This is a genomic window from Lysinibacillus sp. IITD104, assembly GCF_036698265.2.
Taxonomy (GTDB): Bacteria; Bacillota; Bacilli; order Bacillales_A; family Planococcaceae; genus Lysinibacillus; species Lysinibacillus boronitolerans.
The window spans coordinates 1,147,839-1,162,077 of the sequence record NZ_JBAHYH020000001.1 but is presented as its reverse complement, the minus strand read 5'-3'; the positions used below and the strand labels follow the sequence as shown (position 1 = coordinate 1,162,077).

The window sequence follows — 14,239 nt, the reverse complement described above, 5'->3', positions numbered from 1 at the left end:
GTCTCGTTTCTAGCGAGGCGCTAACGTAATCATATATTACGTTAAATACTCCTCTACTATTGTAGCAAACTCAGCGGGATTTTCCACATGAATTGCATGTCCAGCGTCATTTACTGTTAAATGCTTAACAGTATTTAATAGCGCTTTCATTTCTAGTGCAATTTTACAAAATTTCTCATCCAATGAACCAGTAATTAGCAGGACAGGTATTTCTAGTTGCGCCAGTCTATCCCAATTTGAGGGCTGAACGCCTGTCCCAACACCTCTCAAGCTACCAGCGAGTCCCTCTTCCTTCTGTGACAATCTCTCTTCTCTAATGGCTTCTCTTACACTTTTAGGTAGACGTTGCTGTGAAGCAAAAAGCGGTATGTTTTCCCATGCATTGACAAAGGACAGTATACCATTTGTCATTATTTTTTGCGCCAATGCTTCATCTCGCTTACAACGTTCATTTTGCTCTTCGATTGTTCGCAGGCCAGGAGATGCACTCTCTAAAATGAGTCGATGAATGCGATCTGGATACGTAATAGCATAGGATAAAGCGATTCTTCCACCCATTGAATAGCCTAACAGCGTAAATTTCTCTAAATGAAGTTGGCAAAATAGTTCTTCTAAATCCTGTAATTGCTCCTCCATAGAAAAACGCTGTACGTGCTGTGGAATAGCTGTTTGTCCATGTCCGATTAAATCAACGGCAATAACACGAATATGGGGTAGAGTTTTCGCTAGATTATGCCAAGTTGCCGAGCTACCAGTAAATCCATGTAACGCAACGACTGTGTACTCACCGTCTTCATTCCATATATCCACATGGGTTTCAAGACCACGAATCATCCACTTTGTCATGCTTTTAACTCCTCATTAATTCGATTCCATAGAGCTCGATGTGCATTCACATTCTCGGTTCTATCTGTAAATATTTCAACTAATCGTAAAGAACGGTTTTTACTTGCTGAAAATTTCTCAGAAAGCTCAGAGATTGTTTCGACGCGTATATAGTCCATTTCATACATATGTGCAATATCACGGAATTCAAGGGCTGTTGGTGTGCCAAATAAATCCTCATAGTGATCTTCAACAGTTGACTGTGGTAAATATGAAAAAATACCACCACCATCATTATTCATCACAATAATCGTTAAGTTACATTCCTGATATCTGGAAGCAATGAGTCCATTCACATCATGTAAAAAGGCTAAATCACCAATTAGTAAATAACTTTCTCGATTATTTCCTTGACTGAAACCGATTGCTGTTGATACGATACCATCTATCCCGTTCGTTCCTCGATTGGCAAAAACACGTAAATCTTTCGGGGTAGCCAATAAAAATGTATCAATATCTCGTACTGGCATACTACTGCTAACGAAAATATCACTACCGTCAGGAATCATTTTGAGTAAACGACTGACTATAGCCCCTTCATCCTTTTCTACCTCTGCGTATTGCTCAATATACATAGAGGCAAGCTGATTCGCTTTTTGCCATTCAGCTAAGTATGCTTCCTCGATAGCTGTTTCAGTGATAGCTAATTCTGTTAGCCACTGATCGACATTCGCATGAATAAAATGCGTAGATACGCCTGTAGCATCTCTAAACATCGGGTCTTCATCGATAATCACATACGCATTTGGACGTGACTTTGTGATAAATTGCATCATAAATTTTGAAACCGGTTGTGCCCCTATTCGGATTACTGTATCTGGTCGCACCAGTGCTTTGAAGTCATCACTCTTCATAATAGCATCATAGGTTGTCACGATATATGGTAAACAATCCTCTGGTACGGATGTACGCATATTCGATAAACTTTCAATAATGACAGGCCACTTCAGCTGACGAACAAATTCCCAAACAATGGATAATTCTGTACCAAGAGCTAACTCACCAATGATCATAAAGCCTCTTTTAGTTGATTGTATAATAGAGGCTAGTTCCTGCTGATCCACGCGTGTTGGGATTAATTGTCCCATACTGCTGTGCTTAAACGACACTGCTGGTAGGTCCTGCTGCAAATCAATTAATAATGGCTCACGGAAAGGTACATTGATATGTACTGGTCCAAATGGTGCGCTTGTTGCAATGGCTACCGCACGAGCAAGATGACGCTCAATAAAAGGCAATGTTGGTTCAGCACCATCTGCTAACGGAAAGTCAACACTCCACTTCACATGTGAACCATATAAATTGGGTTGGTTGATAGCCTGTGGAGCGCCTACCTCACGTAATTCATGTGGGCGATCAGCAGTTATAATGATCAATGGTACACGTGCATAACTTGCCTCCACAATCGCAGGAAAATAGTTTGCTGCTGCTGTACCAGATGTACATAAAAGAACCACAGGCTTAGTAGTTGCCTTAGCAAGCCCTAGCGCAAAGAATGCTGCTGAGCGCTCATCTACCTGCCGATACATTTTTACTTGTTTAGTAGAAGCAACCGCATAAGCAAGCGGTGTAGAACGTGAGCCTGGACTAACGACAACATTCTCTACACCAGCTTGCACTAGCGATGCGACCATTTTATAAACATAATCTGTTAGTATTTTTCGTTCACTCATGTAATTGTCCCCCTAGCGCACGAAGCATTGGACGGAATTTTACTAATGTTTCTTCATATTCAGATTGCGGTTCTGAATCTGCGACGATTCCACCGCCTGCATATAAATAAGCTTTATCATTTAGTAAGGCTGCTGAACGTATGGCAACTGCAAACTCACCGTTACCCTCTGCATCTAGCCAGCCTATTGGCGCAGCATACAGTCCCCGATTCATCGGCTCATATTTACGGATGGCTGCCAATGCTTCTTTGCGTGGTACACCACCTAAAGCGGGTGTTGGATGTAATGATTTAGTCAATTGTAAGATTGTTGCATCCTGATTTAACTGACCTTCAACAGGCGTATACAGATGTTGAATATCTCGTATTTTTAACAAGCGTGGTCTATCTGGCACCGTCATGTCCACACAATTTTTACGGAATGTTTCCGCAATCATATCCACAACATACTGATGTTCTCCGCCATTTTTAGGGTCATTTAATAAACTTTGTCCAAAAGCCTCATCTTCCTCTGCAGTCTTACCTCGTTTAATTGAGCCAGCAACACAAGAAGAAAATGCTCGACCATCTTCTACTTTCACAAGTCGTTCAGGTGATGCTCCGAAAAATAATAAATGTCTATGCTCTAAACCAAATAAATAGCTTTCTGGTTGTTCATGAATAATTTGAGAAAGTACTTGTGGTGCGGATACATACTCTTTAAATTGCAAAGCAAGTGATCGTGCAATGACCACTTTATCTGCCTTTTTCTGTTTAATTAATGCTGTCACTTGATCGATTGAGGCTAAATAAGGCTCTTTATATGGTTCAAAATAACTTATGATTTCAGGTTTTGTATACGTTTTCACTTCTTTAACCTGAGCTGCATGGATTAAATGATCGCGCTCTTTTCTTAGCGCTTCGAACTGATCCTCAGCCTGTTGGTCTTGTGTCAAAAGGTGAATACTTACGTATGCTTTATCATCGCGTATCACCAGTTGAAACGTTGCTAATGCAAAATAAGCCTCTGGGAAATCCGTCCATTCCCCGTCTACATTATTTTGAGGATCAAATGTAAAACCGCCAAACAAAATTGGTTGTAACGCTTGTTGACCTTTTGGACAGTTTTTCGTTATGTTTTTCCATTCCGCTTCAACTGCATCAAAGCGGTTTTCTTTAGCGTTGTTTTGAATAGTATGAGCATGTCCTAGCCCAACTAATATCATTGTTTTTTCTCTATTTTGCCAATAAAATCGTTCACCTTTATAACATTCCTCGCCAGCTGCATAGAACGCCAGTGCAGATAGACGACTTACTTCAATTGTTTCCATATAAAAATGAAGGCTTTGGCCCAAAGAGTCCACTTCTACTTCTGTGGCTTGGTACCACTTCTGTTGCATGAAAATTACCTCCGTTGTTGCAATGTACATAATGAATGATGGTTAAATAACACATCATATTTTAGTTGGCAACACGTTATTCGTACTGTTGCTAATTGTTCTTTTTTATTTTCAGTTCATAAATGCATGTTCTATTGTATCACTTTTTTTCATTAAACAGTATGTAATAAGCTGTGAACCTACCCATTTTCTCAATCTTCGTTTAAAATAAGAAGAGTCGACAACATTTGAAGGAGAGAAAGACCTTATGACCAAAGTCATTGAAGCTGATAGGGGTTTTAAAGTGTGGTGGCATTTAACACGTCCACATACTTTAACCGCTTCATTTGTTCCTGTATTCCTAGGAACAGCAATTGCCTTAGCAATTGAAAAAGAAACAATTGATTTTGGACTATTTTTTGCTATGCTCATTGCAAGTATGCTTATACAAGCAGCAACGAATATGTTCAATGAATATTATGATTACAAATTAGGATTAGATAACGAGCATTCCGTCGGGATTGGCGGAACAATTGTCCGTCATGGTGTACAGCCAAAAACAATTATGATGATTGCATTAAGCTTTTATGCTATTGCCATGCTTCTTGGCATTTACATATGTGCCTCCACATCTTGGTGGTTAGCTGCTGTCGGACTTGTTTGTATGCTTATTGGCTTTTTATATACAGGTGGACCGTACCCAATCGCCTATTCGCCATTTGGTGAAATTGTTTCTGGCGCAGTAATGGGGATGGGCATTGTATTAATTGCCTTCTATATTCAAGCGCTTACAGTAACATTGGATGCTGTCTTGCTTTCTGTACCAAGCATGATTTTAGTCGGTGCCATTATGCTATCGAACAATATACGTGATATTGTTGGCGATACAGAAGGCGGACGAAAAACCTTGGCTATTTTGGTAGGACGAGACAATGCAATTTCCGTATTATCAGGCTTTTTTATCGTCTCCTATTTATGGGTGATTGCTCTTGTAGCCGTTGATGGCATTACGTTTTGGGCATTAATCATCTTCCTAAGCATTCCAAAACCATTACGTGCCATTCAAATTTTCCGAGACAAAAAAGAAGCCAAAGAGGTAATGCCTGCGATGAAATATACAGCGCAAACAAATACATTCTTCGGCTTCCTATTAGGAATCGGTTTATTAATTCATTATTTCTTTTATTAAGATGCAGCAGCCTTAACGGGTTGCTGCTTTTTTTACATAGCATCGGAAATTTTGGCTTGCAATACCATACACTTCTTCATCTGAAAAGCGTGTACGTAATGCCTCTAGTAAATTTTGTGCCTCTCCTGCATGTGCTAAGCCACTGACAGTCCTATCAATCCCATCAAAATCGGAGCCTAATCCTATATGCTCCACGCCTACCAGTTTCGCTAAATGCGCTACATGCCCCACTAGATGGTCTAGTGTTGCATCTTCGCCAATAAAGAGTGGGAAATAAACTACATGGATATGTCCTCCAGCCTCTACAAGTGCCTTTGCCTGTGCATCTGTTAAGTTACGCGGATGGTCACATAGTGCACGTGCATTACTATGACTTGCAATAATATGCTTCGCAAGCGGCAAGACATCCCAAAAGCTTTGCTCATTTAGATGGGACACATCAATAATAATATCGCGTTCATTTAATAATTGTATAACTTCTTTACCAAATGGCTTCAATCCAAGAGTTGCATCCTGTTCAGCACCATGGGCCACAGCATTTTCTTCATTCCACGTTAAACCTACTAATTTCACCCCTGCATCAAGTACAGCTGTCAGCTTTGTTAAATCTTCGCCAATGGCACTACAGCCCTCTAGGCTTAAAATGGCTCCTATTTCGTGTGGAGCTAATCGATCTAACTGTGCCCAATCTGTAATATGCACCATGCCCTCTGTTTGTAATACGTGAGTATGGAACGCTTCGATTTGGCGCATGACCTCAAGAAATTGTAGACTTTGTGGGATTGTTGGGTCAATAAAGATAGCGAACACTTGAGCCTCTACTTGCCCTAATTGCAATCTTTTTTGATTAGCATGTATTCGCACATCATCAGCAAAATTGGCCGTTTCAAGAGTAGTTAACTTTAAAAGCGCATCACAATGTAAATCAATAATCTTCATATCCTCACCTCTACAGTTATTATACTGCTTCTGCGAGGAAAAACTTACTAAATTTTATCCTGTGGTGTATCAGAAGAGCCGAATTCCTCCAGCTCAATAAAATCATCTGATTTTGGTGTTGAAGAAAGAACATCTTCTTCCACTGGGCGTAAATTGTCTTCTTTCTTTTCTGCATGCTCCACACATGTCAGAGCTTGTGGCATTGCCTCTAAGCGACCAATCGGAATTTCTTTACCACAGACTGCACACTTGCCATATGTACCGTCTGCCATTGCCTGAAGAGCTTCTTTTATTTCTTCAGCATTATCACCACGATGCTCATCGATAGCCATTTCTGTAAGCTGATCCGTTAAATCACTAGCATTGTCAGCTGGATGATTATCATAATTTGATAGTTCTGTCGCTTGTGGTCGCTCTGATTGCTCTATTCGTTGTTCTATTTCTTGTAATTCTTGCTCTAGTTGTCTTTTTAATTGTTGCATTACTTGTTGATTCACAATAATCTCCTCCTCATGCTTTCATTTTTTCCTAATTTACGATTTCTAAAACATGTCAGCATAAGGAAGACCTATCTATTAACTTGTATAAGCTATAATCGCGTCATGTAAAAATTGCGCTGCTCCTGTTTCACCACGCTCATCATAATAAGCTGTAAAACGATCATCAGCAATATACATCTGTGCCAGCCCTGCATGTGCCTCCTTGGAATACTCTTTCCACGTAAAGTTCAGCCAGCGTTTATGCAACTCTGCAACTTCCATTGCAATGTCACTTGTAGGATCTCCAAGTTTCATTGCCTCTGCTAAGCGTTCAAACATTTGCTGTTCTAGCTGTTGCATCGCTTCATATTGTTGCTCCGTCATGTTCATAAGCTTAGCATTGGATGCATCCACTGTTTCATTCCCATATTTCTCACGGATTTCTTTGCCGTACTGCTTTTCGTTATTCTCAATTAACTTTTCTTTAAAGCCTTTAAATTTTTCTTCATTAGACATTGGTTGTTCCTCCTCAATGGATTGTATTGTTTTTTCTATTGTCTGTAAGATCGTTTCCAACTGCTCTTTGCGTTGAAGCAAAGCAGCTCTATGTGTTTTGAGCGCCTCAGCATGCTGAAAGTTTGGTGCTTGAATAATAGCCTGAATTGTCGCTAATTTCATATCCAAAGCACGGTAAAATAAAATCTGCTGCAACATATCGACCTCCCATTGGCCATAAAATCGATAACCTGCCTCATTGGTTCTTGCTGGTTTCAGCAATCCAATTTCATCATAATAACGCAATGTTCTTGTACTAACACCCGATAGTTGAGCAAGCTCCTGAATGGTATATTCCATCTCATCACCTCCACTAATGCTACTGTAAGCTTTGACGCAACGTTAAGGTCAAGAGCAAAATAAAAAAATTTAATTAAACTTAATTATACTTTCAATTCCTTTTACAAAAGTAAAAATAGCAAACTAGTAAATCACTAGTTTGCTATTGATTCGCATATTTCCCATGCCATACTATTTGTTGATAACTCTCTTTATCTGTATCACCCTCTGTATTAATAAACAGCACCCTCGCCTGTTCATTTAGGTGCAAGGCTTGTTTTAATTCTTGATATTGATCATTTACCATTATTTCATAAAAGCAACCAAATGGCGCCGCTCCTGATTCACCTGCTATAATGCGAGTGTCTGTAGCTAAAGGATTTCCTAGAACGCGCATACCTGTTGCTACTATTTCTTCCTCACAGGAGATACTTATTTTTGTGTAGGCTTTTAAGATTTGCCAAGCCTGTGGATTCGGTTCACCACAAGCAAGACCTGCCATTATAGTTTGCATCTCCCCACCAACAGTGACAAATTGATCTGTATTTTTCTTAAAGCTTTCATAATAGCAATTAGCGACATGTGGCTCAACCAAGACAAATGTAATTTCCTGCTCATAGAATTGTTGTAAAAATGCTACAACCGATCCTGCAAAGGACCCAACACCAGCTTGCAAAAATACATGTGTTGGGGCTTGCTGAATCTGTTCAACAATCTCCTGTACAAGGGTTGTGTACCCTTGCATAATCCATAATGGAATTTCTTCATAGCCCTCCCACATTGTATCCTGAATCAATACCCAACCATTTTCTAGTGCAAGCTGTGAGGTATAACGAACAGTATCGTCATAATTCATTGTCGTAATTTCAGCAAAAGCCCCTTCATTTTTAATATGCTGTAGACGCTCAGCCGCGCTGCCAGCTGGCATATATATTCGCGCTTGAAAACCCAGTTCTCTGGCTGCCCATGCCACACCACGACCATGATTACCATCTGTCGTTGAAATAAATGTTAAATTGCCTACTTGCGCTCTTACTTCTGGAGATTTTAACTGATCAAACGATAGCTCCTCTATATTCCTCCCAAGCTTATTGGCAACATATTGCGCAATTGCATAAATACCGCCTAAAACTTTAAAGGCATTTAAACCAAATCGATAAGATTCATCTTTAACGAAGATCTTTTCTACATCCATACATGAAGCAAGTGCATCAAGTTGATGGAGAGGTGTCTTCTCAAATTGATCATATGTACGCTGAAACTGACTAACCCTCTTTACTTGGTCCAGTGAGAAATAGGGAAGTATTGCTGTTGCTTGTTTTACATTGTCTTGCTCTAAATAATGCTGATTATAAACCCACCTTAATTTTTCGTTCATCGATATCCCCCTCAATTTACGGTCAATATCTACATCATAGTCTATCTAACTTTAAAGTACCAGGAGAGTATATATTAGGAAGTAAAAAAAACTATACATTCATCGAACACCGATAAATGTATAGTTTATGAGAAAATTATTTAACAAAGATTTCTTCCACTTGATCTAGCATAATATTCGCAGCTAAAATGCCTCCAGCCGTATTCCAAATGACATCATCCACTTTATGTGCATTGCCTTTTTGGACAGCCGTTAGGTTTTTCCATAGTGGGTCTTGTGTCCACTCTTGTTCAGTTGCTAATGCTGAGTCATCACCTGTTGGCATGTACGTGAAGTAGAAAATAACATCCCCATCCATTTGAGGGATCGCTTCTTTCCCTACTTCAATCGCTAAGTTTCCTAGTTTTGCATTATCTTTAAATAAATCTGCTTGCGCTGCAACACGTTTAAATCCTAAAGCATCAAAAATCACACCTGAGAATGAATCTGTGTAATAGATACGAGATTTATCGGCCATAAAGCGTACAAATGAAACTTCTTGGTTTGTTTGTTCTCCAAGTTCTTCTTTCAGTGCTTGTAGCTTATCTTCGTAAGCTTTTAGCACTTCTTCACCTTTTGTTTCTTGATTTACTGCTTTTGCGTATAATTTAAAATTCTCTTTCCAGTCACCGCGTAATGTATCAGAAAATACAGTTGGAGCAATTTTGCTAAGTTTAGCATAATCTTTTTCTTGTCGTAATTTATTGCCAATGATTAAATCTGGCTTCAAAGAAGCTATTTTTTCGATATTAATTTCATGTTCAATACCGACAACCTCCACACCTTCCATTTGATCCTTAATGTGATCATACCATGGATCGCCTGTCCAAGATTGTACCGCACCTACTGGTTTAATACCTAGAGCTAATAATGCTTCTGTTCCCTCATTAGTTAAAACAACAATACGTTTTGGTGTGTCTTTTACTTCAGTTGTCCCCATTGCATGGTCAACACTGTAAGCATTGCTTTCTTTTGTACTTTCTTCTTTGGTATTATCCTTAGAATTACCGCAAGCTGCCAGAACAAAAATAGCAACCACAGCCAGCAAAACTAATAGTTTTTGAAATGCTTTTTGCACCTTTTCTTCCTCCATTGTATATGATAAAATGTTTAAGCATATTAGACGAGAATGAAAATCACTTTCATTTGTCTAAGAACGATATTAATCGTATTGGATGTATCTATCAATGTCAATAACTAATTTAATAATTTCCCAAGAAAAGAGTACACGTTAAATATGATATTACAAAATAATTATTCCAAGATGATTGCTTTATTAGTAGGAGTTATACTATTACTTCTTTGTATGGGGATCAGTATTGTGTACGGTTATGCAAATACCTCTATTCAAACTACGTATGAATCTTTTAAACAATTTAACAATTCAAATGAGCATCTTATTATTCAAAATGTTCGAATTCCAAGAGCTCTTATAGCCAGTTGCGTTGGTGCTTCGTTAGCCATTACAGGCGTGCTTATGCAGACCTTAACGAAAAATCCATTAGCCTCTCCTGGAATTTTGGGCATTAATGCAGGAGCAGGCTTTGCTGTTGTTTTTGCTATGATTTTTTTCCACATTTCAAGCTTGCAATCTTTTGCATGGATTGCATTTCTTGGTGCAGCAATCGCTGCATTATCCGTTTATGGGATTAGTTTCTCAGGTAGAGATGCTGTTACTCCAGTAAAAATAACTTTAGCTGGTGCTGCCATTAGTGCCCTATTTGCATCATTTACACAAGGTTTACTCGCTACAAATGAAGCAGAGCTTGATCAAGTTTTGTTTTGGTTAGCAGGCTCTGTACAAGGTAGAAAACTTGAAATTCTACTTTCTGTTCTACCTTATTTAGTAATTGGATGGATTGCTGCTCTCATCATTTCCCCTAAAATGAATATTCTCGCTCTAGGTGATGATGTAGCAAGAGGTCTTGGTTTACGTTTAGGACTTATGAAGATATTAGTAGGTCTTATTGTTATTTTTTTAGCTGGTGGAGCAGTTGCAATTGCTGGCCCCATTGGTTTTATAGGGATTGTCGTTCCCCATTTTGCGCGCAAGTTTGTCGGCACCGATCATCGATGGCTTATTCCTATGGCTGCTTTACTTGGGGGGATCCTTTTATTGCTTGCTGATGTTGCGGCTCGTTATATTATCATGCCTCAAGAAGTTCCAGTAGGAGTCATGACAGCTATGATTGGCACACCATTCTTTATTTACCTTGCGCGAAAAGGTGGAAAAAAATAATGAAACATGTAAAAACAATTCGTCTACTTCAACAAAAAATTTCATTTTTATTAGATGTACAAGCTATAAAAAAATTAATAGTGATTTGCCTACTAGCTCTTGCTGTTTTCTTTCTTAGTGCATCATTTGGTGATTCATTCATCAATCCATTAAAAGTTTTACAAGCTTTTTTTGGTTACGGCTCAGATTTTGATCAACTGATCATTATTGATTTTCGAATGCCTCGAATTTTCATGGCTTTGTTTGCTGGAATGGCATTAGCCGTAGCAGGTGCAGTTTTACAAGGAATCATTAAAAATCCACTTGCCTCACCTGATATAATCGGCATATCTGCTGGTGGTGGGGCAGCGGTTGTTGGTTTCTTAGCCATTTTCAGTGATTCCAATCACTCTTTAACTGTTAGTATAGAATGGTTGCCATTAGCAGGATTTACAGGGGCTACTATCGTCGGATGTATAGTTTACCTATTTGCTTGGAAAGATGGTGTCACACCACATCGTCTTGTCTTAATTGGTATTAGCGTGTCGGCATTCATGCAAGCAATTACTACAATGCTAATGATTATCGGCCCAATTTATCAAGCAAGTGAAGCGAATAAGTGGATTACGGGGAGTGTCAAAAGTGCAGATTGGGATCAAGTACAAATCGTTGTTCCTTTGATCATCATGCTTCTACTTATCACTTTATTTATTACACGACAGTTAAATGTTCAAGAATTAGGTGATGATACAGCATCAAGCCTAGGGCAATCTGTCCAAAAAACACGCCTTTATTTAATTCTATTATGTTCCAGTCTTGTAGCGAGTGCTATAGCATTTGCTGGCGCCATTGGGTTTGTAGGATTAATGGCTCCTCATATTGCACGACGCATCGTTGGTTCATCATTCGGGGTACTTATTCCAGCATCCGCAGCAATTGGTGCATTACTTGTAATGGTTGCAGATATTATAGGTCGCACAGCATTTAGCCCATTAGAAGTACCCGCAGGCGTCTTTACTGCTGCCATCGGTGCACCTTATTTTATCTATTTATTATTTAGAAACCCAAATAAATAAAGGAGTCTATACTACATGACTGAATCTTTATTAACCAAATCCCTAACATTAAGTTATGGTGATTTCAATATTATCGAAGATCTCAATTTATCTATTCCTTTGAATGAAATTACTGTATTAATTGGAGCGAATGGCTGTGGTAAATCCACACTCTTGCGCTCCATTGCTCGATTATTAAAACCTAAAAAAGGCTCCGTTTTATTAAATGGTGAGGATATTTTTAAATTATCAACTAAGCAAGTGGCTAAAAACCTCTCTATTCTTCCCCAATCTCCTGTTGCACCAGAAGGCTTAACTGTCTTACAACTTGTAAAACAAGGCCGCTATCCTTACCAAAATTGGCGTCAACAATGGACTGAAAAGGATGAAGAAATCGTTTTAAACGCTTTAAAAGCTACAGGTACCGAGCATTTACAAGATAGACCAGTGGATGAGCTATCAGGAGGACAACGTCAACGTGCTTGGATTGCTATGACACTTGCTCAAGATACAGATATCATTCTTTTAGACGAGCCTACGACATACTTAGATTTAACCCATCAAATAGACGTATTAGATTTACTATATGACTTAAACCAACAGCAAAAGCGAACAATTATTATGGTATTGCATGATATTAATCTTGCATGTCGCTATGCCGATCATATTATTACAGTGCGTGACCGCGGTGTCTATCGTCAAGGGAAACCAGAAGAAATTATGACAACTGATTTAGTTAGTCATGTGTTTGACCTTGATTGCCAAATGAAGGCAGATCCCATATTTGGTACACCTCTTTGCATTCCATATGGAAAAGGACGAAAAATTTAATCGCTAATTTGAAAAACAACAAGCCTACACAGAATGATTAATCTGTGTAGGCTTTCATTTAATAGAGGTATGTTATTAATCTAAGTATCCAGTAAATTAAAAAGTGCAGTAGATGTAAATTCATCTACTGCACTTAGTATGACCCGTACGGGATTCGAACCCGTGTTACCGCCGTGAAAGGGCGGTGTCTTAACCACTTGACCAACGGGCCATGGCGGAGAAGGAGGGATTTGAACCCTCGCGCCGGTTACCCGACCTACACCCTTAGCAGGGGCGCCTCTTCAGCCTCTTGAGTACTTCCCCAAAATAAAAAATGGCTCCGAAGGCAGGACTCGAACCTGCGACAACCTGATTAACAGTCAGGTGCTACTACCAACTGAGCTACTTCGGAATAATGGTGGGCCTAAATGGACTCGAACCATCGACCTCACGCTTATCAGGCGTGCGCTCTAACCAGCTGAGCTATAGGCCCTTGGAGCGGGTGATGGGAATCGAACCCACGACATCAGCTTGGAAGGCTGAGGTTTTACCATTAAACTACACCCGCATAAATGGTGGGTCAGGACGGAATCGAACCGCCGACACTTAGAGCTTCAATCTAATGCTCTACCAACTGAGCTACTGACCCATTTCGTCCATGCTAAGCTTACTCACTCTTTTGCTTCTCATGACTTTGATTTTAAAAATGGCGGTCCCGACCGGGATCGAACCGGCGATCTCCTGCGTGACAGGCAGGCATGTTAACCGCTACACCACGGGACCTTTTGGTTGCGGGGGCCGGATTTGAACCAACGACCTTCGGGTTATGAGCCCGACGAGCTACCACTGCTCCACCCCGCGATAATTTTATATGTTTCGAGTTTTTAAAGCACCATTTATAAAAATTTAAAACTGGAGGAGGTAGAGGGATTCGAACCCCCGCGCGGTGTTACCCGCCTGTCGGTTTTCAAGACCGATCCCTTCAGCCAGACTTGGGTATACCTCCGTTACAATATATAAATGGTGGACCTTGCAGGACTCGAACCTGCGACCGGACGGTTATGAGCCGTCTGCTCTAACCAACTGAGCTAAAGGTCCTTTAAGATGGCGGCAGAGGGGATCGAACCCCCGACCTTACGGGTATGAACCGTACGCTCTAGCCAGCTGAGCTACGCCGCCAGGATCTTTATACTGGTTAATTTACTTATGGTGGAGCCTAGCGGGATCGAACCGCTGACCTCCTGCGTGCAAGGCAGGCGCTCTCCCAGCTGAGCTAAGGCCCCATAATTTTTGGAAATGGTCGGGAAGACAGGATTCGAACCTGCGACCCCTTGGTCCCAAACCAAGTGCTCTACCAAGCTGAGCTACTTCCCGTTGTTCTTT

At 40.0% G+C, this 14,239-nt stretch carries 12 protein-coding genes and 13 tRNA genes; 4 read left to right on the top strand and 21 right to left on the bottom strand.

The annotated features are described in order from the left end of the window. Positions 1–36: 36 nt before the first annotated feature. The 3 genes from menH to V1L66_RS05980 are packed head-to-tail and all read right to left on the bottom strand — an operon-like array spanning position 37 to position 3,936. Entirely contained in the window at positions 37–846 is an 810-nt protein-coding gene (gene menH / locus V1L66_RS05990) for a 2-succinyl-6-hydroxy-2,4-cyclohexadiene-1-carboxylate synthase (protein WP_333005394.1), read from the bottom strand. Beyond that, positions 843–2,558 carry a 2-succinyl-5-enolpyruvyl-6-hydroxy-3-cyclohexene-1-carboxylic-acid synthase gene (gene menD / locus V1L66_RS05985; RefSeq protein ID WP_333005393.1) on the bottom strand — a complete coding sequence of 572 codons (1,716 nt, stop codon included), beginning with the start codon at positions 2,556–2,558 and terminating at the stop codon, positions 843–845. The genes menH and menD overlap by 4 nt, the downstream gene beginning before the upstream one ends. Continuing rightward, positions 2,551–3,936, bottom strand: a complete 1,386-nt coding sequence (locus V1L66_RS05980) for an isochorismate synthase MenF (RefSeq protein WP_016992516.1) — start codon at positions 3,934–3,936, stop codon at positions 2,551–2,553. The genes menD and V1L66_RS05980 overlap by 8 nt, the downstream gene beginning before the upstream one ends. Positions 3,937–4,183: 247 nt before the next feature. Between V1L66_RS05980 and V1L66_RS05975 the strand changes: the two genes are divergently transcribed. Further along, complete coding sequence (locus tag V1L66_RS05975) at positions 4,184–5,104, top strand: 1,4-dihydroxy-2-naphthoate polyprenyltransferase (protein ID WP_036078494.1); 921 nt, start codon at positions 4,184–4,186, stop codon at positions 5,102–5,104. A 12-nt stretch (positions 5,105–5,116) separates the two neighbouring features. Here the strand turns inward: V1L66_RS05975 and V1L66_RS05970 are convergent, their stop codons facing one another. The 5 genes from V1L66_RS05970 to V1L66_RS05950 form a co-directional block, all read right to left on the bottom strand. Then, positions 5,117–6,043 (bottom strand): dipeptidase, encoded by a 927-nt coding sequence (locus V1L66_RS05970; protein ID WP_036078495.1) that lies wholly within the window; start codon positions 6,041–6,043, stop codon positions 5,117–5,119. A 47-nt stretch (positions 6,044–6,090) separates the two neighbouring features. Then, positions 6,091–6,540, bottom strand: coding sequence for a TraR/DksA C4-type zinc finger protein (locus tag V1L66_RS05965; RefSeq protein ID WP_036078497.1), 450 nt, complete (start codon positions 6,538–6,540; stop codon positions 6,091–6,093). A gap of 78 nt (positions 6,541–6,618) precedes the next feature. After that, a complete protein-coding gene (locus V1L66_RS05960; RefSeq protein ID WP_333005391.1) occupies positions 6,619–7,377 on the bottom strand; it encodes a MerR family transcriptional regulator in 759 nt (252 codons plus the stop codon). A gap of 142 nt (positions 7,378–7,519) precedes the next feature. After that, entirely contained in the window at positions 7,520–8,734 is a 1,215-nt protein-coding gene (locus tag V1L66_RS05955; RefSeq protein ID WP_333005389.1) for a diaminopropionate ammonia-lyase, read from the bottom strand. A gap of 136 nt (positions 8,735–8,870) precedes the next feature. Beyond that, positions 8,871–9,866, bottom strand: a complete 996-nt coding sequence (locus V1L66_RS05950) for an ABC transporter substrate-binding protein (RefSeq protein ID WP_036078502.1) — start codon at positions 9,864–9,866, stop codon at positions 8,871–8,873. Between the two features lie 144 nt (positions 9,867–10,010). Here V1L66_RS05950 and V1L66_RS05945 point away from each other — a divergent pair, with 144 nt between their 5' ends. Genes V1L66_RS05945 through V1L66_RS05935 form a run of 3 tightly spaced genes read left to right on the top strand, consistent with a single transcriptional unit; the run spans position 10,011 to position 12,877 of the window. After that, on the top strand, positions 10,011–11,012 hold the full coding sequence (locus V1L66_RS05945) for an iron ABC transporter permease (RefSeq protein WP_036078504.1): 1,002 nt from the start codon (positions 10,011–10,013) through the stop codon (positions 11,010–11,012). Then, positions 11,012–12,067 (top strand): iron ABC transporter permease, encoded by a 1,056-nt coding sequence (locus V1L66_RS05940; protein WP_333005385.1) that lies wholly within the window; start codon positions 11,012–11,014, stop codon positions 12,065–12,067. Before V1L66_RS05945 ends, V1L66_RS05940 begins: the two co-directional genes overlap by 1 nt. 15 nt (positions 12,068–12,082) lie before the next feature. Further along, entirely contained in the window at positions 12,083–12,877 is a 795-nt protein-coding gene (locus V1L66_RS05935) for an ABC transporter ATP-binding protein (protein ID WP_016992508.1), read from the top strand. A 139-nt stretch (positions 12,878–13,016) separates the two neighbouring features. On the opposite strand, the gene V1L66_RS05930 is transcribed toward V1L66_RS05935, so the two are convergent. The 13 genes from V1L66_RS05930 to V1L66_RS05870 all read right to left on the bottom strand — a co-directional run bounded on the left by V1L66_RS05930 (position 13,017) and on the right by V1L66_RS05870 (position 14,230). Continuing rightward, positions 13,017–13,088: transfer RNA gene (locus V1L66_RS05930), tRNA-Glu, on the bottom strand. Between the two features lies 1 nt (position 13,089). Beyond that, positions 13,090–13,180, bottom strand: a tRNA-Ser gene (locus V1L66_RS05925). 11 nt (positions 13,181–13,191) lie between these two features. After that, positions 13,192–13,268, bottom strand: a tRNA-Asn gene (locus V1L66_RS05920). A 4-nt stretch (positions 13,269–13,272) separates the two neighbouring features. After that, positions 13,273–13,349 (bottom strand) — tRNA-Ile (locus V1L66_RS05915). A gap of 1 nt (position 13,350) precedes the next feature. After that, a tRNA-Gly gene (locus V1L66_RS05910) sits at positions 13,351–13,424 on the bottom strand. A gap of 5 nt (positions 13,425–13,429) precedes the next feature. Continuing rightward, positions 13,430–13,505: transfer RNA gene (locus V1L66_RS05905), tRNA-Phe, on the bottom strand. A gap of 58 nt (positions 13,506–13,563) precedes the next feature. Next, positions 13,564–13,639, bottom strand: a tRNA-Asp gene (locus tag V1L66_RS05900). Positions 13,640–13,642: 3 nt separating this feature from the next. After that, positions 13,643–13,717, bottom strand: a tRNA-Met gene (locus V1L66_RS05895). 52 nt (positions 13,718–13,769) lie between these two features. Next, positions 13,770–13,862, bottom strand: a tRNA-Ser gene (locus V1L66_RS05890). Positions 13,863–13,877: 15 nt separating this feature from the next. Next, a tRNA-Ile gene (locus tag V1L66_RS05885) sits at positions 13,878–13,954 on the bottom strand. Positions 13,955–13,961: 7 nt separating this feature from the next. Next, positions 13,962–14,035, bottom strand: a tRNA-Met gene (locus V1L66_RS05880). 28 nt (positions 14,036–14,063) lie between these two features. Further along, a tRNA-Ala gene (locus V1L66_RS05875) sits at positions 14,064–14,139 on the bottom strand. Between the two features lie 14 nt (positions 14,140–14,153). Beyond that, positions 14,154–14,230 (bottom strand) — tRNA-Pro (locus V1L66_RS05870). Between the last annotated feature and the right edge of the window lie 9 nt (positions 14,231–14,239).